The sequence below is a fragment of the Gluconobacter japonicus genome (genome assembly GCF_015244665.1).
Taxonomy (GTDB): Bacteria; Pseudomonadota; Alphaproteobacteria; order Acetobacterales; family Acetobacteraceae; genus Gluconobacter; species Gluconobacter japonicus.
On sequence record NZ_JABCQN010000001.1, the window covers coordinates 265,085 to 287,692 of the forward strand.

Genomic DNA, 22,608 nt, shown 5'->3' on the forward strand with positions numbered 1-22,608 from the left:
TTCATTCTGAGCGGGGGGCCTAGTGCCGTCCGCCTGGACCGCCGCCACGGCCACCACCAGGCCCATGCCCGCCTGGTCCTCCACCATGACCAGGGCTGCCGTGGAAGCCTCCGCCCGGACCACCGCCCGGACGACCCCCTCCCGGAAACCCGCCACCTGGCCTGCCTCCGGGACGGCCCATGTGTCCGCCACCGCCAGGGCCTCTACGATCTATGCGACCGCCCTGCCAGCGTCCTCCTCGGCCCGGATAAGGACCGACGGAGTAGCCCGGACCCCAGCCACCCCAGCCACCACCACCCCAGCCGGTGTTGTAGTAGCTGCCGCCGTAACCGCCTCCTCCATATCCGTCATATCCGACGCAGCCTGAAAGAAAGGGAACGAGGGAAAATGCACCGATCAGTGCCAGAGTGCGTGACAGACGAATGATCATTTCGCATCTCCGGTGGTTGCGGTGTCATGCCATTCCATCACGCCGAACGCCGCCCCGGAAGGGTCTGCAAGAATGGCAATGATGGTGTCCTGCCGATCAGGATGAGGCTGAACCAGCACTTTTCCGCCGAGTTCAGCAGCCTTCTGGGCTGCGGCCCCGACACTGTCGACCTGAATGAAGTTCATCCAGCGTGCATGTGCGCCATCTGGCAAGCGGGGTGGCAGCGGGTTAATGGTAGCGCGTGTAATGGACTGGGATTCCAGAAGATAGGCGCTTCCCCGTTTTGCGTCCGGCGCGGCTTCAACCTGATAGCCGAACAATTTCTGGTAAAAACCAGCGGCTTCATAAGGTTTGCTGGTCAGCAGCGCATTCCAGATCCATTCTCCCTGTTGCGGGGGCGTCGTGTCATCGGGGGTATCGCCTGTGGCGGAGCGCAGAGCTGCAAACAGACCGCCCTGTGGATCTGAAATAACGCTTTCATCGCCTCGGCCTATCACCTTCTGCGGTTTAAACAGGATGTGGCCGCCCCAGACCTTTGCGGCATTTGCTGCGGCTCGGACATCCTGCACAGAGATGAATGGCAGCCAGAGCGGATCACCATGCGCGACCATATTCGGCCGTTCGACCAGCCCGGCAACGGGGCGTCCGTTGACGATCGCCTGCGTGTATCGGCCTTTCGAAACTGTGACGTCCTTGAACGTCCAACCCAGCAGAGAGCCATAGAAGGCTTTGGCCTTGTCGAGGTCCGGCGTGGTCAGTTGGGCGTAAACGATCTTGCCGGGGAGAATTTGCGCTTTTTCAGGAGCATTGGTTGCCGGTGTTGATACGTCAGCCGCATGAAGTTGGGGGGCGACGACAAAAGAGAGGGCCGTCCCCAGAAGGAGGGCCAGGGATCGCCGGCTTTTGCGTGTATGAGTACGAAACAACGACAACGGGTGTCTCCTTGCACGACAGGAGGGTGCCTGCGGAGCAGGCATGAGGCGAGTAACTAACGCATGTCCCGTTGTTTTGTTCCAGATCGGTCCTTTTGAAGAGCAGGATCAGATCAGGGCCAGTTCTGCCAGTTCCCGCCGCAGGTGTGGTGGGAGATCAGCGATGCCATCTCCACCGGCGGATTGTCCGAGATCCGGCGGCGCATCCTTCGGGTCCAGATAGCGCCAACCCTGAAAGGGGCGCATCGTACGCGGCTGTACGGGAATGATGTCATCCGAAACAACGATAAGCGTACCCTCGGTGCCGTCCGGGCGGCGGCAGGCTTCCAGCCCAATGATAGGCTGACGGCAGAGGATCATGCCGTCCATGACGCGATACAGGGAGCCGCCGTCCAGAACCTCGGCGGCCCGTTTGGGCATAGTCCGGGTCGGAACGGCACCATGACCATTCACACGGGGATGCTTCATGCGTTCCCGGAGAACCTCAATGGTCGGGCAACCGACGGCCAGCTTGATGATGTTCAGCATGTCGGTTGCCTTTCTTCAGGTCTTAGTGGGTACCCATGGCGTTCTGTGCCTGGGCGACGAACTCATTGATGAAGCGCTTCGTGTCCACGGACTGAACGAGCTTTACCTTCTGTAGGCCCATTCCCTTAGGTGCTGTTGCTTCAGGCCAGACATGGGCGTGGCCGTAATCCATGCCCGGAGCCGTGTTGATGTCCATATAGGCATCGACCGACTTCGTAACCAGATCTGGCTCGACTGCGATGGCGGACGTCAGTTCATCCCACAGCGGCAGGGGAGCGTAAAACTTCTGAAGATATTCCGTAACGGGCGTCTTCTTCTCCGCGATACGGTTCATCAGTTCATGCGTCATCATGATGTCGTTCGAGACATTGCCGACACAGGTGATGGACGCCCAGGGAGCTGTCAGTGCGATGTGCGCAGCTTCCGGATCGGCAATCATGTTGAAGTCGGATGCGAAGTCAGCATTACCCGTGACGGACATCATGCTGGAATCCAGCAGGCCCCCCATGAACACAAGCTGCTTGGCAGTCGCCGCGAAGGTCGGGTCCAGACGGATGGCAAGCGCGAGGTTCGTTAGCGGGCCTGCGGCAATGATTGTGACCTGATGGGGATGGTCGTGAACGGCTTTGATCAGAACCATAGCGGCAGGAAGCGGATCGACGGCCATGTGCGGCGTCCCGTCCGGCATTTTGCCGAGAGCAGGCTGGGTTGCGGGTGTCTTGTCGATAGAGCCGAGGCCGCCCCAGGCGCCCTTCCAGGGGATGGTGCCGTACTGCTTTTCACGCAGTCGCGTTGCAGCCACCGTGTTGACGAGCGGCAATGTCGCGCCATCGGCCACGGGGATCTGGGTCTGCTTGGCGATTTCGAGGAAGCGACGCAGATGGGCCGATTCAGCATTTTCCCAATCATCGCCAACCGTGACGGTCAGGGCCAGAAGATTGACGTTGTCGCGGTTCAGCAGCGGAATGACGGACTGGATGTCTGACCCGCCTGGGCCGAGATAGTCGTTGTCCTGAATGTAGTATCCCGGAGCCGCAGGGGCAGCGGAAGCAATGCCGGTCAGGGCGCAGGCAGCAAGGAGGGCAGAGAGAATGGATCGGCGCATGGTCTCGTCCTGTTAATTAACGCCCGATCATGCCCTCAAGTGACCAATCTGGCCAGCAATGCTTCAAGACGAAGTCTGCCTTCGCCTGTCGCTTTCAGAATACCCCCCTCCCGGATGAGATAATTTTCTTCCAGACAGGCTTCCAGCATGAAGCGGTCCACGCAGTCTTCCAGAGGCCGGCCGGTGCGTTGGGCGAAACGAGCTTCATTCACACCTTCAGAAAGACGCAGCCCCATCAGAAGCGCTTCCCGGCCACGTTCTTCCGGCGAAAGGAGCGTTTCGTCTGTGCTGCCAGATCCTGTTTTCTCAACGCGCTCTGCCCATGGTTCGGGCGCGCGATGGCGTCGGGTGGCGTATAATCCGTCGTCCAGTGTGAGGCGCCCATGCGCTCCGGGGCCAATGCCGATGTAATCCGCGTAACGCCAGTAGGTCAGATTATGGCGACTTTCCGCGCCCGGTCGGGCGTAGTTGGAGACTTCATAGGGCAAGAGGCCATGTCGGGCCGCCGTCTCGCTGGTGAGGTCATAGAGGCGTGCAGCATCGTCGGCATCCGGCAGGGTGAGTTCGCCTCTGCGATGCAGGGCTTCAAACTTCGTACCGGGTTCGATTGTAAGCTGATAGAGCGACAGATGATCGGCCACCAGATCCAGCGCCGTGGACAGTTCGTTCTCCCAGTCCGTATCACTTTGGCCCGGTCGAGCGTAAATCAGATCGAAGGAGATGCGCGGAAACAGGGAACGGGCGGTTTCAAGGGCCTGAATGGCCTGTCCCGCCGAATGTTCCCGGCCTAGCATTTTGAGTGCGTCGTCCCGCAGGCTTTGCACCCCGAGAGACACACGGTTCACGCCAGCCTGACGAAAGGCGGAGAATTTCCCGGCTTCCACGCTGGTCGGATTGGCTTCCAGCGTGATTTCCAGATCTGGCTCGGCATCGAAAAGCTGATGTGCATCCTCAATGAGTGCCGCGACCGTTTCCGGAGCCATCAGGGAAGGGGTGCCGCCTCCAAAGAAAATGGAGCGGAGGGGCCGACGGCCCAGACGGGCCGCGTCATGCGCCAGTTCCCGCCGCAGGGCTGCGGCGAAGCGCTTCTGCGGGATTTCATCCCGGACATGGGAGTTGAAGTCGCAGTAAGGGCACTTCGCCAGACAGAACGGCCAGTGAATGTAAAGGGAAAGAGGCTCGGTCAAATTGCAATCCGGACGCCGAACTCTACCACGCGATCAGGCGGGATGCGGAAGAATTCCGTGGTCGAGGCAGCATTACGCAGGAGAAGCAGAAACAGCCACATCCGCCAGAGCTGCATCTTGGGAACGCGGGAGCGAACTACAAGCTCATGGGACGTGAAATAGGAGGCCTGAATGGCATCGAACGCGACCCCAAGCGCCTTCAGCTCCATCAGGGCGCGCGGCAGGTTTGGCATTTCCATGAAGCCGTACCGGACGATCACGCGATTGATGTTCGGCGCCAGTTCCTGAACGATCGTGCGGTGTCCGCGCTCGGCTTCCGGCTGATCAAGGTTCTGCACGGTTACGAACATGACGTGTTCATGCAGAACCTTGTTGTGCTTCAGGTTGTGCAGCAGCGAGTTCGGCACGACGTCCGGGTTGGCCGTCAGGAAGACAGCGAGGCCCGGAACGCGGATGGTGCGTGACTGCGGCAGGCGGGCCAGAAACGAGGCCATCGGCATGGAATCTGCCTGCTGCTTCGCGGCAATCAGGCTACGGCCGCGCTTCCATGTTGTCATGACGATGGTGCTGATGATGCCGATTGCGAGTGGGACCCAGCCACCATCGGGGATCTTTAGCACGTTGGCGGAGAAGAAGACTGCATCCACGACGAAGAACAGACCGAACACGGCTCCAACGGCCACAGCGCTCCATTTGAAGGTGCGGCGGAAGACCACCATGGCCAGGACGCAGGTGCACAGGAATGTGCCGGTCACAGCGATGCCGTAAGCCGCAGCCAGTGCGGCAGAGGAGCGGAAGGACAGCACCAGCACTAGCGCCCCGAAGGCCAGAATCCAGTTCAGGGATGGCAGATAAATCTGCGCTTCCTCATCCGCATTCGTATGCACAATGCGGGTACGGGGCAGATAACCAAGCTGGATGAGCTGTCGGCAGAGCGAGAAGCTGCCCGAAATACCTGCCTGAGACGCAATGACGGTCGCGAAGGTGGCAAGGATCAGAAGCGGGATCTGCGCCCAGTGTGGGCCAAGATGATAGAACGGATTGGCCAGCGTGGCTGGATCGTGGATCAGCAGGGCGGCCTGACCAAAGTAGTTCAATGTCAGGGACGGCAGTACGAAAAACAGCCATGCTTTGCGGATTGGTGCACGGCCGAAATGCCCCATATCCGCATAAAGCGCCTCCGCACCCGTTACGGACAGAACGACCGAACCGAGTGCGATGAAGGACAGATAGCCGTGCAGAACGATGAATTCGAGCGCGAAGGTCGGGGAGAGGGCCAGCAGGATATGGGGATATAGAACAATGCCCCGTACGCCGAGAATGGCCAGAACCGCAAACCAGACAACCATGATCGGACCAAAGGCCTTGCCGATCTTCCCCGTTCCCATGGCCTGTGCCGCAAACAGCGCCACAAGAACAATCATGGCAATCGGGATGATGACATGGCTGGCGGAAGGAACCGCGATTTCAATGCCCTCGACGGCAGAAAGAACGGACACGGCAGGCGTAATGATGCTGTCACCAAAGAACAGGCAGGTGCCCGCGATGCCGACGAGGCCGAACAGCCATCGGAATCTCTGTGATTTGCAGACGCGCTGGGCCAGGGACATCAGGGCAATGATACCACCTTCGCCATCATGATCGGCGCGCATGATGAGCAGGACATATTTGAATGTCACGATCAGCATGAGCGCCCAGAATGTCAGGCTGGCCAGCCCCATGATCTCCCATGCGGCGGCCGGATGTTTGGCGGAGCCGACGATATTGACCGAAGACTGAAGCGCATAGAGCGGGCTTGTTCCGATATCGCCATACACGACACCCAGAACGGCAAGAAGTGCACCAAAGCCTACGGGTTTCTTGTGGCTGCTGCCTTCAGAATCCCCAAGTTCGGCGGTATTTCCATCCTTGCGGGCCTGATCGATGGTTTGCAGGACTTCGCCGCTCTCCACCGGTACTCCGACACCGGGACGAGGAGGGGGAGCGTTATCGCCGTCGTGTTCTGGCATCGGTGGTTCCATTTACGGGCATCGCAGGAAACCAGCACTCCCAACACCTCACACGGACGTGTCGGAGCGCGGTCTTTTCCCTCAAGACAGGATTTCTTACAGGGATGCAAGCTGTGCGTTAGGAACCTGTCATGGGACGGGGGCCGAAAATGGCACTTCCAACCCGGACAAGCGTGGCTCCTTCGGCGATGGCCGTTTCGAAATCGGCAGACATGCCCATGGAAATAACCGGTAGTCCGTGGCGCTTGGCCAGACCCGTCAGAAAACGGAAATGCGCTGATGGATCCTCGTCTTCCGGAGGAATGCACATCAGGCCCCGCACTTTAGCGCCGAACCTTGTCATGCAGGTTTTGATAAAGGCGTCGGCTTCGTCACGCGGGACACCTGACTTCTGAGGTTCATTGCCGGTGTTGACCTGAACGAGAAGCTCCGGCAGCCGACCAAGCTTGTCTGCAGCTTTTTCAAGAGCGTCAGCCAAAGCCGGACGGTCCAGAGTCTCGATCACATCGGCAATGCGGCAGGCGTCAACAGCCTTGTTGGTCTGGAGGCCACCGATAATGTGAAGGCGCAGGTCTGGCCATGTCGTACGAAGATCTGGAAACTTTGAGGCGGCTTCCTGAACACGGTTCTCCCCGAAAACACGCTGACCGGCGTTTAGGGCTGCTTCAACGGCCTCTTTCGGATGAAACTTACTGACGGCGACGAGGCCAACATTCGAGGCCAAACGCCCCGAATTTTCGCACGCATGAAGGATGCGACTGCGGATAAGGGAGAGATTTTCTGCAATCTGATCGGACATGTCGGCAGAAGACTCCATTGCGTCAGAAGCCGCAAGATGCGATTTCGGCAGCATGCGAGAGATCGACGCCTGAAAATGACACAGAATACGCCCCCCCGCGGCTCCGGCCGTCCGAAGAACCCGTCTGCTTCCCGTCAGGGAGGACGCCGTCCGAAACAGGGACAGGAGCGCCGCCCTGCGCCTGACCCGACGCGCGACCTGGCCTTTGATATCGTCTGTGGTGTGGTCGAGCATCGCCGGATGCTGGAAACGACGCTGGATCGCGCGGGACCGATGGATCTGCGCGATCGTGCTTCTGCCCATCGTCTGGCAGCGACGACGCTCCGCTACCTTGGCAGTATGACCGAAATTCTACAGCCGATGCTGCGCCGGGAGCCGCCTGAGCCTGTGCGTTGTGCGCTTCTGTTAGGTGTCGCACAGCTTCTGCATCTGGAAACCCCGCCTCATGCGGCTGTTGGTACGATCGTGGATCTTCTGCGTCGTCGTGGATTGGCGCCGTTCGCGGGGCTGGCCAATGCGGTCCTCCGTCGCGTGGCTCGTGAAGGACGGGATCTGATGGAAGGGCTGGATGAGGCTCGTCTGGATGTCCAACCCTGGATGTGGGGCGCGTGGGGACAACGCGCGCGTTCCATTTCCCGTGGCCTTCATCGTGAGGCCCCGCTGGATCTGAGCCTGCGACCCGGTGCAACGGCCCCCGAGGGCGGGGATGTGCTCCCAACGGGGACAGTGCGTTATCCGGCCGGAACGCGCATCGCTACGATGGAAGGTTTCGAGGAAGGCCAGTTCTGGGCACAGGACGTTGCCGCCGCAATGCCTGTGAAGCTGATGGGAAATGTCTCTGGCAAGACCGTCATTGATCTGTGTGCGGCCCCCGGTGGTAAGACGGCGCAGTTGGCAACGGCTGGGGCTCAGGTGATTGCCATCGAGAAGGAAGAAGCACGCGCTGTGCGGTTGCGCGAGAATATTGCACGAATGCGTGTAGAGGCTGAAACGATCGTGGCAGACGGCCTGACCTGGCGTCCGAAAGCTCCCGTGGATGCCGTTTTGCTTGACGCACCTTGCTCAGCCACCGGGACATTTCGCCGTCATCCGGATGTGCTGTGGATTAAGCGCCCTCGCGATGTCACCGCACTGGCGCAAGGGCAGGATGCCTTCATTGATTCCGCGCGTGAGATGCTCAAGCCAGGTGGGATGCTGATGTATGCTGTCTGTTCTCTTCAGGACGAGGAAGGCCCGGATCGCATTCGCGCAGCCCTGGAACGTGGCGGCTGGAGACATGAACCTTTTACGGACGCTGAGTTGGCAGAAATGTCCATTGCTCGCACTCCTGAAGGCTTCTTCCGTACACATCCAGGTCTCTGGTGGGACCGAGGCGGGATGGACGGGTTTTTCGCGGGCCGTTTGATCAAGGTTTGATGCCAAACCCCGCCTGACTGCTCAGGCGGGGTTTTTTATTTGGTTTCCCGAGAAACGGATTCTGACCTCAGGCTCGCCTTGGTCCAATACCACTGTTTCTGGGATTTTGCCGCCATCAAGGACGCCAGCCTTCGATAGGAATGTATGTTCCATCGGGGTTCAAAATCTTCCGGATTCTGACAGGGAACTCCTCATAAATTATTTTTATGAAAGTTCTGTGACTATTCCAAAATTTCTGATTTTAATAATTTTTTTAAGGATTATCGTTTGGGAAAAATAAGAATAAGGAAAAAAAACGATGAAGATCCGGAAAGAAACCATTTTCCTTTCTTTCGCAATTGTAGGAATGTCCTTCTCATTGGGGGCATGTTCTGTAAGTAGATCTCCAGAAACATATGCCGCCAATAATCATTATTCGCAGACAATAGAAATGATTTCTCCTGAGGGAAACACAATTCCTGACAGAGCGATGTTCTAAAATTACATCAATATTAAAAGTATAATTTTAAAACGTCATATCGGAAGATGTGGCGTTTTTCTGTTTTGATCAGAACGAAGACCGATCGTTTGGGGAATGGTCTCCAAAAATCTCTTGCTATTGGTTTGGTGATATACATATGTAAAACACCACACCAATAGAGGGTGCGACCTGTGTTGTGGTCAACATCTGGAGGACCAGCATGGATGGTCTGTGGAATGACAGTCAGCCAATCTATCAGCAACTGCGCGAAAAGGTGGTGGGCATGATGTTGGATGGCGCTGTGGGAGAGGGAGATCCTGTTCCGTCTGTGCGGCAGGTTGCTGCAGACTGCCAAATCAATCCCCTGACTGTCATGAAAGCCTATCAGCAGCTTTCCGATGAAGGGCTGTTGGAGAAACGCCGCGGACTGGGAATGTTTGTTGCGTCCGGCGCGCTGGAACGTCTGGCGCAAAGCGAGCGACAGAAATTCCTGACGGAACAATGGCCCGAGACACTGCGAACCATTCGTCGCCTTGGTTTGTCTGTGGATGACCTTCTACGAAATGGAGACGGCCAATGACCTGCATTGAAGCGCATGGCCTGCGCAAGATCCATCGTGGCGGCAAGGGTGTCTAGGGTATTGACCTGAGCATTCCTTCCGGCCGGATCGTCGGACTGATTGGCCCAAACGGCGCGGGTAAAACCACTACACTGAATGCCATCCTGGGGCTTGTGCCCTACGAAGGCTCTCTGAAAGTTCTGGGGCGTGATCCCTGGCGTGAGCGCGAAGCCATGATGCAGGATGTCTGCTTCATTGCAGACGTTGCCCTGCTGCCACGCTGGATGAAGGTCTGGCAGGTTCTCGACTATGTTGAAGGGGTTCACCCACGCTTTGATCGGGCGCGTGCCGAGCAGTTTCTGTTAAAAACAGATATCCAGAAAAAAGCGCGCGTGCGGAACCTGTCCAAAGGCATGGTTGCACAACTGCATCTGGCGCTCGTCATGGCTATTGATGCCAAACTTCTGGTGCTTGATGAGCCAACGCTAGGTCTAGATCTGCTATATAGGCGCGAATTCTACATTACGCTGCTCAACGATTACTTTGATCATGACCGAACCATTCTGGTGACAACGCATCAGATTGAGGAAATCGAGGATATTCTGACGGATGTGATTTTGATCGGCGACGGCCGTATCACGCTGCAGGATAGTATGGACAATCTGGCCCAACGCTTTGTGGAACTAAAGCCGCGTCCCGATACTGTCGAGGCTGCTCGCGCTCTGAGGCCATTGAACGAAAGGCTCATCCTTGGGCAATCCCTCATGCTTTTTGACGGTGTTCTGCAAAACGAACTGGCCGCTCTGGGGGAGACGCGCCAACCAAAACTCGCAGATCTGTTTTTGGTGTTGATGGGGCAAAGCCGTTTGAACAAGGGAGCCGTGGCATGAGCGAAAGCATGATGATGTCCGTTGGAAAGCACTCTCGTTCAAAAATGGGCTGGCTCTTGAGGCAGTATGTCTGGTCTGTGAAGCGGGAGATTTGGGAGAACCGGTTTCTGTTCTGGGGACCGCTTATTATGGTTCTTTTATCCGTTATTCTGGTTTGTATCCCTCTTCTAAAAGGACATAATGTCAGTGGACCCGGCGTTACGCCTCAACTCTTTTTTACCCTGACGGCAGAATTACTCTCCTGCATTGCCAATCTGTCAGTGCTGGCAGTGGGATGTATTTACGCAATGGGTACATTTTATAATGAGCGCAAGGATCTCTCGATCCTGTTCTGGAAATCCCTGCCTGTATCCGATCATCTGATTGTTTTGGCCAAGATTGGTGTCATTCTGATTGTTGTTCCACTTTTTGCGCTCATGATCACATGGATTGGTGCTCTGGCTCTTGTTTTGGCCAGTACTTATGCGTTTGGAGGAAGCCTTGCTTCGTTAGCTCACTCTGCTGGAATCATCGAAAATCTTGGGAATTACGCAGTATACAGCTTCCTGAATTCTCTTTGGTGGCTACCGGTTTATGCCAGTCTCTTTCTGGTATCGGTTCTTGTGAGAAGCACGCCGATTGTGTGGGTTCTGGGCGCTCTGGCGGCACTGGCCATCACAGGCATGGCGGGGCTACCAACGAGTGGTATCGTAAATCTGGTTTCCAACAGATTTACTCATTTCCCGGGAAGCAATCTGAGCCACGCAAAAATGCAGATGCGTGCAGGTCGCGATCAGGGTCTCACTATCGACCATACGCCAGTCCAGCAACTGGTCGTACACCCCAATTTTGCTGAATTGTTTTCTGCCCCCGCTTTGTGGTGGGGTGTGCTGGTTGGGGTGGTTTGTCTTGCCCTGACGATCTGGTTACGCCGCCGGGCGGAGCCGATTTAGGTCTGATGGTATGAAAACCCCTGCCCATCGGTCGGGCAGGGGTGAAACAGCTTACTTATTTTCTGTTCCGAAGATATTTTCCAGCGTCTGAGCCATGACAGCGCTGTCGAGTGTGCGACCCAGCCAGATTTCCACACCGATGACTCCCTGATTGACGAGCATTCCTAGTCCATCCAGCGTCGTACAGCCGAGGGCTTTGGCATCTTTCAGGAAGCGGGTCTGAGGCGGGTTGGGAATGACGTCCGCAACGACGGTCTCTTTTGTCAAATTGCCCATTTCAACGGGAGGGGCCGCATTGGGATCACCCAGCCCGATAGACGTTGCGTTGATGAGAATGTCCGTCCCAGTGGGAAGGGAAAATTTCCCGGACCATGCCTGAGCTTCGCCGGTCGCTTCAGTTTTATCGTTGATCAGTGCTGCGATGGTTTCTGCTTTTGAGGCATCTCGGTTGACGATCGTGATATGCGCGGCTCCTGCCAGAGCAAGCTCTACCGCAATTGCGCGGGCTGCTCCCCCTGCTCCAAGGATCACAACCCTTTTGCCGACAGGAGAAGTTACCGTTTTCAGGGATGCCAGAAAGCCCTTGCCATCAGTGTTATGGCCAATCAGCTTTCCTTCCCGAATGGCCACGCAGTTGACCGCGCCGATGAGCCGGGCGGACTCCGCAATATCATCCAGATGATCGAGAACGGCGACTTTGTGGGGAAGGGAACAGTTGAAACCCACCCATTCCATGGCCTTGGCGCCTTTGACGGCATCCGCAAGACCAGAGGCTTTGACGTCACAGTTGATGTATCGGGCATCAAGACCGGCATGGTGGTAGCCTGCTTCTACCATCGCCACGGTAGGATTGTCGGCGCAGGGTGTTGAAAACGAGCCTGTGAGAATGCTCCGAAAGCCTTGTCCGCTCATGGTCGATTATCCTTTTCCGAGACTGTCTCCGACATAGAAAGATAACTGACGCAGATTGTAACCGGCAGGCTGGTTAAAAAAGACCAGTTTTCGGATTTGTGATGGACTGTGTGGTCAGGCTTCCAATGTGATGATGGCGCGCAGCCCCCCTTCGGGACGGTTCATAAGGCGCACATCACCGCCTTGAGCCCTAAGGATTGTCCGGGCAATGGATAGGCCAAGTCCGGTTCCGCCTGTTTCCCGATTGCGGCTGGTTTCGATCCTGACAAAAGGTTCGAAGACACGGTCCAGTTCATCATCAGGCAGACCTGGACCGTTGTCTTCCACGATGATGCGCGCGTACCGGTCTTTCTCTTTTTTCTGGTTCGGAGGGATCAGCGTGACATTGGCGCTGTTGCCGTATTTCAGGGCATTGAGAATCAGATTGTTCAAGGCGCGTTTCAACGCCACGGATCGCGCCATGATCCTGACGGGGACGTTGGGCGATTCATAAACCAGAGACGCGGCCTGATCCGGATAGGCTTCTGCTGCTTCATCCATGATCGTCTGAAGCAGTGCGCGGAGATCGAGGGAAACAACCTGTTCATTGGATGCACTGTCGCGGCCAAATGCCAGAGTGGCTGCCACCATGGCTTCCATTTCATCAAGATCGGCCAGCATTTTGGTACGAAGTTCATCATCGTCAATGAACTCTGCCCGCAACTTCAGTCGCGTAATGGGTGTCCGCAGATCATGCCCGATGGCGGTCAGCATCAGGGTACGGTCAGAGACGAAGCGCCGGATCCGCATGGACATGGTATTGAAAGCAATGGCTGCCCGACGGATTTCAGAAGGTCCGTTTTCCGGCAGAACGGTCGAACTGTTGACGTCCCGGCCAAGAGCTTCGGCTGCATTCGCAAGAGTGGTCACGGGTAAGATCAGTCGTCGTGTAGCCCAGACGATCAGGGCGCCGCCGCAAAGAGACATGACCAGAAAGGCCACGATGAAGGTGGGGGCGTCGAACGGGTTGGGTAATGGCATGACGTAGCGCACCACCACCCAGGACTGTGTATCCGGCAAAAGCAGGGATGTTGAATGTGTTCTTAGTTCCTGTCCGCTCCAGATTTCCCGGGGATAAAGAGCGGCAGGAAGGAACGGCCAATGGCCACCGGGGAAATTGTCCTGGAAACGGTGGCGTTCTCCGGCATTGGGCAAGCGCCATTCGTCTGGGCCATCAGAATGGGGGAACGGTGGATGACCTTGAGTAGGAAAAGGCTCCATGTCCGCAGGAGGGCGACCGTATGGCCCGTCCTGCATGGGGTTAGGAGGCTCAAAAGGCGCATTGCGGGGTGAGGGGTCATTAGGTCCCGGCCGGAAATGATCTGGAAAAGCCAGTTTCGGGGGCGGGAAAAAAGGAAGTGGAACCTTGTGGCTGTGAATGTCCTGGTCCGGCATGGGGCGGAGCAGGACGGTTGTGTTCGATGGAATATGAAGATCGTCAATAATGGCCTGACGATCTTCGGGCTTGGTTTCTGCAATGGTGCGGTAAATGGAGAAGGCCTGCATCTGGTAATCGTGCATCTCGCTGCGCTCTGCCATGTCGAGGCGATCAAGCGCATGGATGCCCAGTCCTGCCAGTTCGATAACGGCAAGCCCGACAATCAGGACAAGACTGGTTCGGGCAACCAGGGAACCGGGCAGGAACTTCATGGTCAGATGCGTTCGACTTCTGCGGCCAGAACATAACCGCCGCCACGGACGGTCTTGATGACCTGAGCATTGCGGCCATCGTCTTCCAGCTTGCGTCGCAGACGGCTGATGGCCACGTCTATGGCCCGGTCAAACGGTCCAGCCTGACGGCCACGCAGCAGTTCAAGCAGCATGTCACGGGTCAGAACCCTGTTTGCCCGATCCAGCAAAGCCATCAGGAGATCGTATTCGCCGCCGGTCAAGGAAATTTCTGCTCCGTCCGGGTTGAGCAGGCGACGACGAACGGGATCGAGGCACCATCCGGCAAACATGATCTTGCGGGTATCGGTAGCCTGGCGCTTTTCAGAGGCATCAACCGTGCGGCGAAGAACGGCCCGGATGCGGGCAAGCAGTTCGCGCGGGTTGAAAGGCTTTGCGACGTAATCGTCCGCACCAAATTCCAGCCCGATGATACGATCCGTTTCATCGCTCATGGCCGTCAGCATGATAATAGGAACATTATCCTGAGACCGCAGCCAGCGCGCAACTTCAAGGCCGCTTTCGCCGGGAAGCATCAGATCCAGCACGACGAGCTGGTAATGACCGTTGGACCATGCCTTGCGAGCTTCACGGCCATCCCGGGCTGCGGTGACACGGAAGTGATTGCGTTCAAGGAACTTGCTCAGCAGTTCCCGGATTTCACGGTCGTCATCTACGACGAGAAGATGGGGCAGGGTTTCCGTACCCATGATGGCGTTACCTTTCCGTAGGCTTGTGACGCGGTTCAGGTCCACCGCGTCACTTTCGCACTCAGGCCAGCCAGAATGGAACCGGCAGGTTTTTGGCGCGAAGGAAGTCAGGGTTGAACAGCTTTGACTGGTACCTAGCGCCACCGTCGCACAGAATTGTAACAATCGTATGTCCGGGGCCAAGCTTCCTTGCAGTGCGAATGGCCGCTGCAACATTGATGCCTGAGGAGCCACCTACGGAGAGCCCTTCTTCGGCCGTCAGGGCAAAGATCTGCTCCAGAGCTTCCGGGTCAGGAATACGCTCGGCATCATCTGGCGCGCAGCCCTCAAGATTTGCAGTCACGCGGCCCTGACCGATTCCTTCCGTGATGGAACCACCACTGATCGTCAGATCGTTGGATTTCACCCAGCCATACAGCGCAGACCCTTCCGGATCAGCCAGAACGATTTTCGGAGCCGTCTTTCCGGCTGCTGCGGCCTGTTCGCGCAGACCAATTCCGATACCAGCCAGTGTGCCGCCGGTCCCGCAGGCGCAGGTGAAGGCATCAATCTTCCCGCCCGTCTGGTTCCAAATTTCCACGGCCGTTGTTGTGCGATGACCCTCGCGGTTGGCGGTATTGTCAAACTGGTTAGCCCAGAAGCCACCGGTTTCTTCAGCAAGTCGCCGCGAAACATGGACATAGTTGCCCGGATCGCGGAACGGCTTGGCGGGAACGAGGCGCAGGTCGGCACCAATCATACGCAGGAAATCGAGCTTCTCGCGGCTCTGCGTTTCCGGCACGACGATAATGGCCTTGCAGCCCATGGCCTGTGCCACCAGTGTCAGGCCAATGCCCGTGTTGCCAGCCGTTCCTTCAACGACCGTACCGCCAGGCTTGAGGGCACCGGTGCGGAAAGCGTCCTGAATGATGGCGAGAGCCGCGCGGTCCTTGACGGACCCTCCCGGATTCATGAACTCAGCCTTGCCATAAATCTCGCAGCCGGTTTCTTCCGAGGCACGCTTCAGGCGGATCAGCGGCGTGCCACCGATGGCGGCCGTCATGCCAGCAGACGGAGCCTGCCAGCCTTTTGAAACGGACTGGTGTGCGTCGGTGATGTCAGTCATACGTTTTCTCCTGTGCTGACGGAATTAGACCGCGTTTTATAAGGATGAGGAAGGCCATGAAGGTACTGACAGCAAAGCAGGCATGGGATGTGCTTGCAAATGAGGCCGGCAGCGTCCTCGTGGATGTCCGAACGCCAGTGGAATGGGCGGAAATCGGTCTGCCCGATTCTGCGGCTCTGCCACGGCCTGTTGTGTGCCTGACCTGGCAACCCGGTCTGGAGCAGATTTTTCTGGAAGGTCTGCTGGATGCGGTTCCGGATCAGAACAACCGCGTACTGTTCCTGTGTCGTTCAGGGATGCGCTCGCATAATGCCGCGCTTCTGGCAGAACATGCCGGTTATGCGGATGTGACAAACATTGTTGATGGCTTTGAGGACAAGCATGGCCCCGGCACAGGCTGGCGCGCCGGGGGACTGCCGTTCACTCACAGACCGCTGTCAGGTTCCTGATCCGCATCGTAGTGGACTTCAAGAACCGCACACCAAGGATAGCGGCTGTCGTAACTGTGGCCTGATCCATCCGCGATCCGGCCGTTCGTATCGGTCGGAACGTGGGTGAGGGACACCGCATCGTCCACGTTGCCGCCCACGATGCTCAGTTCATGGCCGAACGGCTGGGCAGTCTGGTTGACGGCGGTGACAATGCCGCAATGCGCCGGGAAGCCGTAGGATGTTGGCAGCATTGAGAACGTCACGGATTTGCTCCGCCCACGCCCGACGCAGATCAGATCGCCCAGTTTGGGGGTATAGCTCCCCGGATCATGTGCGCTGACACCGCTGGACTGCCCGCTGGCCGCCGCGTTGATGTAAGTGGCGTGATTGGGAGAATACGGGAAGCGATCATTGGCTCCCGCAACCCGCATGACGTAGGAAATGAAGGCGGCTGACCAAGCATAATGGCCATCGTGAGCCGCCTCGAAGCGCGTGCCGTTGGCATCGGTCTTGCCCGTCCAGGCGACTTCCGTTTCATAAGGGTCCTGGCCGATCCACCAGTATTCGCCAATACGTTGCCACAGGCCGGGAATACGTTCTGGCTTGAGGGCCGGATCAGTCGGTTCCGGACGATCTTCCGGATCATCATCCGAAACCGGAGAGCCAAACATCCGCCATTCCCGCAGGGCAATGGCTGCGACATCCTGACGGTTGAACGGCTCGAAATTCCGGCTGGCGAAATCTGGAACATGGCTGTTGTAGCCAAGAGTTCCGGTTGTGCCGTTCGCATATTGAGCGTTGGGCGTCTGGGCCGGATACGGGCGGACACTGGTCTGGCTGGCGCAGCCAGTCAGTGCGAACAGTGCGGCCGTAGCGGCTGTTCGCCAGAAGATATGCGAGTCTGACACAATCATCCTCATGCGGGCTCGATGAAGCCTCATCTTGAACGGCAAGTGCGATGGAGCGTCAAGGGCAACGCTCTTAGAGCAGGGGGACAGGTTTGCGACGCTGAGAACTTCATTGTGTTCTGGGCGGTGCAGGTGCGGGCGAGAACCAATGACTTGCGATGGTGCTCCAGTAGTGCTTCAGTTTTCTTGAGATTGCCTGAAATAACAGAATTCGGTTTTTGTGCGGCATACAGTAAAGAATGAGGTTCAGATGATTTATAAAATCGCGTCTGGCTTGTTGATGGTATGTCTTTTGACGGGGCTGACAGGGTGCCAGACTTTCACAAGCGAGCAGTTTGGGCGGTATGATGCACATCAGATGCCAGAAAATCATCCGGACGTGCAGGGTGGAAGGCCGGCAAACATGCTGTTGAGCCCCCCGCGTAAAGGCAGTTTTTATTACTAAGGCCAGTTTAAGGCCCAGACTGCCGGATCTAACAAACGGGCCTGAGAAGTGTGCGTCTGAGAAAACTGTAGCCACTCGTCCCGAAGAACTGGAATGGCTACAGTTCTTCGTCCTCAGCTTTCCGGGAACAGACTTTTCAGTCCTTCTTCGGAAGCATCGCACCGGCCACGCTCAGTGATGAGTCCAGTCACCAGACGGGCTGGTGTTACGTCAAAAGCCGGATTGGCCGCCGGGCTGTTTTCTGGTGCGATGCGGACACGTCCCGGATCACCGCTTTCCGTCAGGCCCGTCATGAACAGAACCTCGTTCTGGCTCCGCTCTTCGATCGGGATTTCCTTCACGCCATCGCGAACGCGCCAGTCGATTGTCGAGGATGGCAGCGCTACCCAGAATGGAATATTGTTGTCTCTGGCGGCCAACGCCTTGAGATAGGTGCCAATCTTGTTGGCAACATCGCCCTGTGCCGTCACGCGGTCCGTGCCGACGATGACCATATCAACATCGCCAGCCTGCATGTAATGGCCACCAGCATTGTCTGCGATGACCGTATGCGCCACGCCATGGCTGCCGAGTTCCCAGGCCGTCAGCAGGCTGCCCTGATTGCGGGGACGGGTCTCGTCTACCCAGACATGCACCGGGATGCCCTCATCATGCGCCATGTAGATCGGGGCAAGTGCGGTGCCCCAGTCCACGGTTGCAATCCAGCCGGCATTGCAATGCGTCAGCAGGTTCACCCGGCCCTGACGGCCCTTGCTCTCCCAGATCTCCCGGATGAGTTTCAACCCGTGACGGCCGATAGCCTCATTGACCTGAACGTCTTCATCGCAGATCGCATCCGCTTCCACATACCCGGCATCAACGCGGCGTTCTGCTGGCAGGGCGCGCAGATGAGACACCATGCGCTCAATGGCCCAGCGGAGATTGATGGCTGTTGGACGCGTTTCGATCAGGTCAGCCGCCGCCTTCTCCAGAGCTGCATCAGAAGCGTCATCCTGCAGCGCGAAAACCAGCCCATAGGCTGCAACGGCACCAATCAGAGGCGCACCACGAACCTGCATGCTGCGAATTGCATGAGCGACAGCGCCCATGTCGCGCAATTCAAGAATTTCCACTTCCCATGGAAAGCGCGTCTGATCGAAAATGCGAATGCTTTTGGCGTCGTCAGAAGGGCGCCAGAGACTGCGATAGGCTGTGCCATTGATCTTCATGGAGTGCTCCTGAAAAACGCGCCGACGGTCAGCGCGCGGTCGGGGTCGAAAAGTCTTTATGGCATGTGCGCGATAGAAGCCCGGAACTCAAGGCCTACGACGTCAGGAGAAGAAACCCCCTATCCGTATCGTGCGTTTAGCGGTTGTCTGGTCAGAATTATTCCGATACCAGTTGGTTTGCTTGTGTTACGTAATATGTCTGGATTCTCTTTCTAAGCCGCAGGGAAAGATAATGGCCGCTTTTGTGAACACCGGGAAATCTGTTTCAGACACGGCAGCCACGCGTTCGCCCGTTCGTCGGAAGTCCAGTCGGGAAGGTTTGTCCGCCCTGGAAAAATACCGCATTCTCCGTGAGACCCGCAAAGTCGTTCGCCGTCAGCGCATCGAGGAAGAACAGAGACTCCAGCATTCTTCCTGACGTATAGGCTTTCGCTCTCCCTGTGCTGTTTGGTAATTCGTTTTCGTCTCTGGCCTGAATGCTGGTGACCTGTCGGGGAAGGCCAAGAAAGCGGTGTCATTGCGTGTACTGACGGTTCTCCCGCCGCGTGAATCTTATGCGGAGGGCCATGCTGGTGCGATTGCCCTGCTCGTCAGTCGTCTGGCTCAACCGGGAGACCGTATCACCGGGAAAGCAATAACTGATGTCCCTTTGCCCGGTGGGTCTTTTGTTCCCCTTGAAATCTCCGGTTGGCCGCTTCCCCAGCGTCTGAAATATGGCATGGCCTGTTTGTCTGAGGCGCGAGATTTCAAACCTGATCTGATTGAAGTCCATAACCGCCCGGATCTTGCGCTGTTTCTGTCTCGTTTCGCGCCTGTTCGCCTGATCCTGCACAATGACCCATGCTCAATGCGTGGCGCGAAAACGCCTGCTCAACGTCAGCGTCTGGCAGAAAGATTACTGGTGTGTGGGGTTTCACACTGGGTGGCGGAACGGTTTTCGGACAGGTGCGGGCCACTATCTGTCGCTATCCAGCCAAATTGCATTACGCTTGAAGATATCCCTGAAGTGCGCCCACGCCAGCAGACTGTTCTTTTCGCTGGGCGTGTTGTTGCCGATAAAGGCGTAGACGCTTTCGTTCGAGCCTGGGCAACAATTCGTTCCCGTTATCCCGGATGGACCGCAACTCTCATGGGAGCAGACAGGTTCGGTCCAGACTCCCCCGAGACACCTTTTCTCGCCAGGCTTAGGCCAGAGGCAGAAAAAGTGGGCGTGTTCATGACAGGCTACCAGCCACATGCTCGGATTCTGGACGCCATGGCTGAGGCTGCCATCGTCGTGGTTCCCAGTCGATGGTCGGAACCATTCGGCATGACAGCTCTGGAAGCCATGGCATGTGGAGCGGCGGTGATTGTCTCTCCTGTTGGTGCACTGCCGGACGTTGTCGGAGAAGCCGCACTGTTGGCATCTCCCGATGCACCCGGAGCCTTGGAAGGTGCTCTGTGCCACCTGATGGATCAGGCAGCATTAAGATCTGAACTAGGTCAGAAAGGCCGCGAAAGAGCGGCTATGTTCGGTTTGGAACAGGCAAGGGCGCAGCTTCTGGAACTGCGCCAACAGGCCGTTAGTTTCAGTCGCGGTTCGGCGGTCCCATAAAGGTCGGGTCGATGGCTTCTGGTACATGATGCGCCAGAATGTCGTCCACGGCCTTCTTTTCTTCATCCGTCAGGGACCAGCCAAAGACATCCCGAACGCCTGAGACCTGCTCTGGCTTACGGGCGCCCCAGAGGGCAATGACCGGTCCCTGATCCAGCACCCACCGAACAGCAAAAGCGAGAACGGACTTGTCCCGCTTGGCTGCCAGCTTCTTGAAGTCCTCGACGGCGGCCAGATAGCTCTCGAACTTCGGCTTCTGGAACTTCGGATCGCCCGAACGCAGATCATCCTTCGGGAACGTCGTGTCCTTGGTCATTTTGCCGGATAGAAGCCCGCGACAGAGTGCGCCATATGCCAGAACAACGGCATTGTTCTTCTTCGCGTACGGCAGAATGTCCTTTTCACAGGTCCGCTCAAACAGGTTCAGCGGCGGCTGGATCGTGGCAAGCGGTGCGACTTCGCGGAAAATATCCATCTGTTCCGGTGAGAAATTACTGACGCCAAGCGCGCGGATCTTGCCTTCCTGATGCAGCTTCTGAAGCTCGCGTGCGCTTTCATCAACCGGCGTCTTGGCGTCCGGCCAGTGGATCTGCTCAAGGTCGATTGTCTCAACGCGCAGGCGGCGCAGAGAATCCTCGACTTCCTGTCGGATCCGGGCCGGGCGGGAGTCACGGAAAACCTTCCGGTCTTCCGGCTTGTCGTCCGTCCAGTTCAGGCCAAGTTTTGTGGCGACGAACGCTTTGTGTGGCTTCTCCGACAGCGCGCGGCCTACAACTTCTTCGGAATGTCCGAAGCCGTAAACCGGGGCGGTATCAATCAGATTGATGCCATCATCGAGGGCAGCATGAATGGTGCGGACGCCGTTTTCATCGTCAGGGCCGCCCCACATCCAGCCACCGATGGCCCAGGTGCCAAGGGCAGCGCGAGAGATTGGCGTATCAATGCCTGGAATGAGAATGGTGTCGGTGGACATGTCTGTCTCCGTAGGAAATGGACTGTTTCAAAAAAGCGCATACCCGCCAGGGTGGTTGCATGGAAAGTCGAAACCCGCCATCCAGATTGTCTATGCGCCAGTCTTCCTTGACCCTTACACGCCTCGGCCAGTGGCTTGCCGTCATCCTGCCCCTGACCCTCACGCATCTTCGGGGGCTGGCGGAAGCGGATATGGACTGTCTGGCGGTTCTTCTGCTGATTTATTCCGCCAAAAACAGGCAGTGGGGATGGGCTCGGGAGCCATGGGTTGTCGCCACATTCTGCTGGTGGAGCTGGCAGGTTCTGTGCACGCTCTGGGTTTCACCGGGACATGGTGCTTTGGGACAGTCTCTCGCGGCGATCCGCTTTCCCGTGGCCGCGGCTGCTCTGGGATGCTGGGTTCTGCGTGACGCTGTCTGGCGCCAACGAACGCTCTGGGTCACCTGCGGATGCGGGTTCTATATTGCCGTCCAGATGCTGTTGCAGGCGACGATCGGCTACAATCTGTTCGGCGTTCCCCGCTTCCATGACGGAACTCTGACCGGCCCTTACACACACCCGCGTGCTGCCGCTCCGCTGTCCCGCCTGATCTTGCCCATGCTCATGTTGGGCTGCACACTGATCGAAGGCTGGAAGACACGTCTGTCGCGCACGCTGGGCCTGTGCGCTGCAACGGTTCTGGCCGTGGCGATCATGGTACTGGCAGGGCAGCGGATGCCTTTCGCGCTGTCCCTGTTCGGGATCGGGATCTGCGCGCTGCTCTATCGTCCGATGCGGCCAGCCGCACTCGTGGCCGCTGCGCTGATGCCGCTTCTGGTCTTTGCTGCCAGTGTGGTTTCACCGGGGAGTTTTTCGCATCTCGTTGTGCTGGCCCGGCAGCAACTGATGCATTTCAGCCAGTCGCCCTACGGCGAAATCTACACCCATGCTGTTGTCATGGCACAGGAGCATCCGCTGTTGGGACAGGGTTACGACGCCTATCGTCATCATTGTGCGGACCCCTCCACGTTTCATGGGGTGCCATGGCTCTCTATGGAGCACCCGCCGGGGGGCTGGACGGATCTGTGCGTCCAGCATCCGCACAATCATTACCTTCAGGCTCTGGTGAATGCGGGCATTCCCGGCCTGATTCTGTTCATTATTATGATTGCCTGCTGGCTCAAGGCCCTTTGGCCGGGGTGGCAGGGTTTAGCAATTTCCATTGGTCTGTTCGCGGCCGTGTTCATTCAGGAATGGCCCATTGCTTCAGCGTCTGATTTCCTGAACCTGCCTTTGGGTGGGTGGGGGTTTCTGTTGCTGGGGCTTGGACTGGCGTTCCGCGATGGCTTTCAAGACCGCTCGCAGAAGCCTATATCGTAACTCAGATTAC

At 57.4% G+C, this 22,608-nt stretch carries 22 protein-coding genes; 8 read left to right on the top strand and 14 right to left on the bottom strand.

The annotated features are described in order from the left end of the window. Positions 1–19: 19 nt before the first annotated feature. The 7 genes from HKD32_RS01150 to HKD32_RS01180 form a co-directional block, all read right to left on the bottom strand. Positions 20–430, bottom strand: a complete 411-nt coding sequence (locus HKD32_RS01150) for a hypothetical protein (RefSeq protein WP_061932721.1) — start codon at positions 428–430, stop codon at positions 20–22. Beyond that, positions 427–1,362, bottom strand: a complete 936-nt coding sequence (locus HKD32_RS01155) for a VOC family protein (RefSeq protein ID WP_228118685.1) — start codon at positions 1,360–1,362, stop codon at positions 427–429. The genes HKD32_RS01150 and HKD32_RS01155 overlap by 4 nt, the downstream gene beginning before the upstream one ends. Before the next feature lie 108 nt (positions 1,363–1,470). Continuing rightward, a complete protein-coding gene (locus tag HKD32_RS01160) occupies positions 1,471–1,890 on the bottom strand; it encodes a DUF1489 family protein (protein ID WP_010500908.1) in 420 nt (139 codons plus the stop codon). Positions 1,891–1,912: 22 nt separating this feature from the next. Then, entirely contained in the window at positions 1,913–2,995 is a 1,083-nt protein-coding gene (locus tag HKD32_RS01165) for a nucleoside hydrolase (RefSeq protein ID WP_194257360.1), read from the bottom strand. Positions 2,996–3,030: 35 nt separating this feature from the next. Then, complete coding sequence (gene hemW, locus HKD32_RS01170) at positions 3,031–4,182, bottom strand: radical SAM family heme chaperone HemW (RefSeq protein ID WP_061932717.1); 1,152 nt, start codon at positions 4,180–4,182, stop codon at positions 3,031–3,033. Further along, positions 4,179–6,203 carry a potassium transporter Kup gene (locus HKD32_RS01175; protein ID WP_061932715.1) on the bottom strand — a complete coding sequence of 675 codons (2,025 nt, stop codon included), beginning with the start codon at positions 6,201–6,203 and terminating at the stop codon, positions 4,179–4,181. Before HKD32_RS01175 ends, hemW begins: the two co-directional genes overlap by 4 nt. 106 nt (positions 6,204–6,309) lie before the next feature. Then, positions 6,310–7,044: a YggS family pyridoxal phosphate-dependent enzyme gene (locus HKD32_RS01180; protein WP_082905363.1), complete on the bottom strand. Its 735-nt coding sequence runs from the start codon at positions 7,042–7,044 to the stop codon at positions 6,310–6,312. A 21-nt stretch (positions 7,045–7,065) separates the two neighbouring features. Between HKD32_RS01180 and HKD32_RS01185 the strand changes: the two genes are divergently transcribed. The 4 genes from HKD32_RS01185 to HKD32_RS01200 all read left to right on the top strand — a co-directional run bounded on the left by HKD32_RS01185 (position 7,066) and on the right by HKD32_RS01200 (position 11,247). Then, a complete protein-coding gene (locus HKD32_RS01185; RefSeq protein WP_061932713.1) occupies positions 7,066–8,406 on the top strand; it encodes an RsmB/NOP family class I SAM-dependent RNA methyltransferase in 1,341 nt (446 codons plus the stop codon). A gap of 680 nt (positions 8,407–9,086) precedes the next feature. Next, a complete protein-coding gene (locus HKD32_RS01190; RefSeq protein WP_194257361.1) occupies positions 9,087–9,446 on the top strand; it encodes a GntR family transcriptional regulator in 360 nt (119 codons plus the stop codon). 71 nt (positions 9,447–9,517) lie between these two features. Then, positions 9,518–10,315, top strand: a complete 798-nt coding sequence (locus HKD32_RS01195; RefSeq protein ID WP_337905500.1) for an ABC transporter ATP-binding protein — start codon at positions 9,518–9,520, stop codon at positions 10,313–10,315. Continuing rightward, complete coding sequence (locus HKD32_RS01200; RefSeq protein WP_194257362.1) at positions 10,312–11,247, top strand: ABC transporter permease; 936 nt, start codon at positions 10,312–10,314, stop codon at positions 11,245–11,247. The genes HKD32_RS01195 and HKD32_RS01200 overlap by 4 nt, the downstream gene beginning before the upstream one ends. A 51-nt stretch (positions 11,248–11,298) precedes the next feature. Here HKD32_RS01200 and aroE read toward each other — a convergent pair whose 3' ends face one another. The 4 genes from aroE to HKD32_RS01220 form a co-directional block, all read right to left on the bottom strand. Then, positions 11,299–12,159 (bottom strand): shikimate dehydrogenase, encoded by an 861-nt coding sequence (gene aroE / locus HKD32_RS01205; RefSeq protein WP_194257363.1) that lies wholly within the window; start codon positions 12,157–12,159, stop codon positions 11,299–11,301. A 114-nt stretch (positions 12,160–12,273) separates the two neighbouring features. Continuing rightward, positions 12,274–13,848, bottom strand: a complete 1,575-nt coding sequence (locus tag HKD32_RS01210) for an ATP-binding protein (RefSeq protein WP_194257364.1) — start codon at positions 13,846–13,848, stop codon at positions 12,274–12,276. A 2-nt stretch (positions 13,849–13,850) separates the two neighbouring features. Beyond that, complete coding sequence (locus HKD32_RS01215) at positions 13,851–14,576, bottom strand: response regulator (protein ID WP_010500921.1); 726 nt, start codon at positions 14,574–14,576, stop codon at positions 13,851–13,853. Between the two features lie 61 nt (positions 14,577–14,637). Beyond that, a complete protein-coding gene (locus HKD32_RS01220; RefSeq protein WP_062024533.1) occupies positions 14,638–15,681 on the bottom strand; it encodes a cysteine synthase A in 1,044 nt (347 codons plus the stop codon). 56 nt (positions 15,682–15,737) lie between these two features. On the opposite strand from HKD32_RS01220, the gene HKD32_RS01225 reads away from it, so the two are divergent. Continuing rightward, positions 15,738–16,130 (top strand): rhodanese-like domain-containing protein, encoded by a 393-nt coding sequence (locus HKD32_RS01225; RefSeq protein WP_194257365.1) that lies wholly within the window; start codon positions 15,738–15,740, stop codon positions 16,128–16,130. Here HKD32_RS01225 and HKD32_RS01230 read toward each other — a convergent pair. After that, on the bottom strand, positions 16,106–17,026 hold the full coding sequence (locus HKD32_RS01230) for a DUF2272 domain-containing protein (protein ID WP_010500926.1): 921 nt from the start codon (positions 17,024–17,026) through the stop codon (positions 16,106–16,108). The genes HKD32_RS01225 and HKD32_RS01230 overlap by 25 nt on opposite strands. 552 nt (positions 17,027–17,578) lie before the next feature. After that, a complete protein-coding gene (gene mtnA, locus HKD32_RS01235) occupies positions 17,579–18,673 on the bottom strand; it encodes an S-methyl-5-thioribose-1-phosphate isomerase (RefSeq protein WP_061932697.1) in 1,095 nt (364 codons plus the stop codon). Positions 18,674–18,905: 232 nt separating this feature from the next. On the opposite strand from mtnA, the gene HKD32_RS01240 reads away from it, so the two are divergent. Further along, positions 18,906–19,091 (top strand): hypothetical protein, encoded by a 186-nt coding sequence (locus HKD32_RS01240; RefSeq protein ID WP_010500932.1) that lies wholly within the window; start codon positions 18,906–18,908, stop codon positions 19,089–19,091. Positions 19,092–19,190: 99 nt separating this feature from the next. After that, on the top strand, positions 19,191–20,267 hold the full coding sequence (locus HKD32_RS01245; RefSeq protein ID WP_228118686.1) for a glycosyltransferase family 4 protein: 1,077 nt from the start codon (positions 19,191–19,193) through the stop codon (positions 20,265–20,267). Here the strand turns inward: HKD32_RS01245 and HKD32_RS01250 are convergent. After that, positions 20,242–21,240, bottom strand: a complete 999-nt coding sequence (locus HKD32_RS01250) for an aldo/keto reductase (protein ID WP_194257366.1) — start codon at positions 21,238–21,240, stop codon at positions 20,242–20,244. The two genes, HKD32_RS01245 and HKD32_RS01250, sit on opposite strands and share 26 nt — an antisense overlap. A gap of 92 nt (positions 21,241–21,332) precedes the next feature. On the opposite strand from HKD32_RS01250, the gene HKD32_RS01255 reads away from it, so the two are divergent. After that, entirely contained in the window at positions 21,333–22,598 is a 1,266-nt protein-coding gene (locus HKD32_RS01255) for an O-antigen ligase family protein (RefSeq protein WP_061932692.1), read from the top strand. The last annotated feature ends 10 nt before the right edge of the window (positions 22,599–22,608 follow it).

Coding starts and splice junctions, on each gene's coding strand:
- HKD32_RS01185 (WP_061932713.1), top strand. CDS start 7,066: ATGACACAGAATACGCCCCCCCGCGGCTCCGGCCGTCCGAAGAACCCG.
- HKD32_RS01225 (WP_194257365.1), top strand. CDS start 15,738: ATGAAGGTACTGACAGCAAAGCAGGCATGGGATGTGCTTGCAAATGAG.
- HKD32_RS01200 (WP_194257362.1), top strand. CDS start 10,312: ATGAGCGAAAGCATGATGATGTCCGTTGGAAAGCACTCTCGTTCAAAA.
- HKD32_RS01230 (WP_010500926.1), bottom strand. CDS start 17,026: ATGATTGTGTCAGACTCGCATATCTTCTGGCGAACAGCCGCTACGGCC.
- HKD32_RS01160 (WP_010500908.1), bottom strand. CDS start 1,890: ATGCTGAACATCATCAAGCTGGCCGTCGGTTGCCCGACCATTGAGGTT.
- HKD32_RS01255 (WP_061932692.1), top strand. CDS start 21,333: ATGCGCCAGTCTTCCTTGACCCTTACACGCCTCGGCCAGTGGCTTGCC.
- aroE (WP_194257363.1), bottom strand. CDS start 12,159: ATGAGCGGACAAGGCTTTCGGAGCATTCTCACAGGCTCGTTTTCAACA.
- HKD32_RS01250 (WP_194257366.1), bottom strand. CDS start 21,240: ATGTCCACCGACACCATTCTCATTCCAGGCATTGATACGCCAATCTCT.
- HKD32_RS01240 (WP_010500932.1), top strand. CDS start 18,906: ATGGCCGCTTTTGTGAACACCGGGAAATCTGTTTCAGACACGGCAGCC.
- HKD32_RS01220 (WP_062024533.1), bottom strand. CDS start 15,681: ATGACTGACATCACCGACGCACACCAGTCCGTTTCAAAAGGCTGGCAG.
- HKD32_RS01215 (WP_010500921.1), bottom strand. CDS start 14,576: ATGGGTACGGAAACCCTGCCCCATCTTCTCGTCGTAGATGACGACCGT.
- HKD32_RS01150 (WP_061932721.1), bottom strand. CDS start 430: ATGATCATTCGTCTGTCACGCACTCTGGCACTGATCGGTGCATTTTCC.
- HKD32_RS01190 (WP_194257361.1), top strand. CDS start 9,087: ATGGATGGTCTGTGGAATGACAGTCAGCCAATCTATCAGCAACTGCGC.
- HKD32_RS01165 (WP_194257360.1), bottom strand. CDS start 2,995: ATGCGCCGATCCATTCTCTCTGCCCTCCTTGCTGCCTGCGCCCTGACC.
- HKD32_RS01180 (WP_082905363.1), bottom strand. CDS start 7,044: ATGCTGCCGAAATCGCATCTTGCGGCTTCTGACGCAATGGAGTCTTCT.
- mtnA (WP_061932697.1), bottom strand. CDS start 18,673: ATGAAGATCAATGGCACAGCCTATCGCAGTCTCTGGCGCCCTTCTGAC.
- HKD32_RS01210 (WP_194257364.1), bottom strand. CDS start 13,848: ATGAAGTTCCTGCCCGGTTCCCTGGTTGCCCGAACCAGTCTTGTCCTG.
- HKD32_RS01175 (WP_061932715.1), bottom strand. CDS start 6,203: ATGGAACCACCGATGCCAGAACACGACGGCGATAACGCTCCCCCTCCT.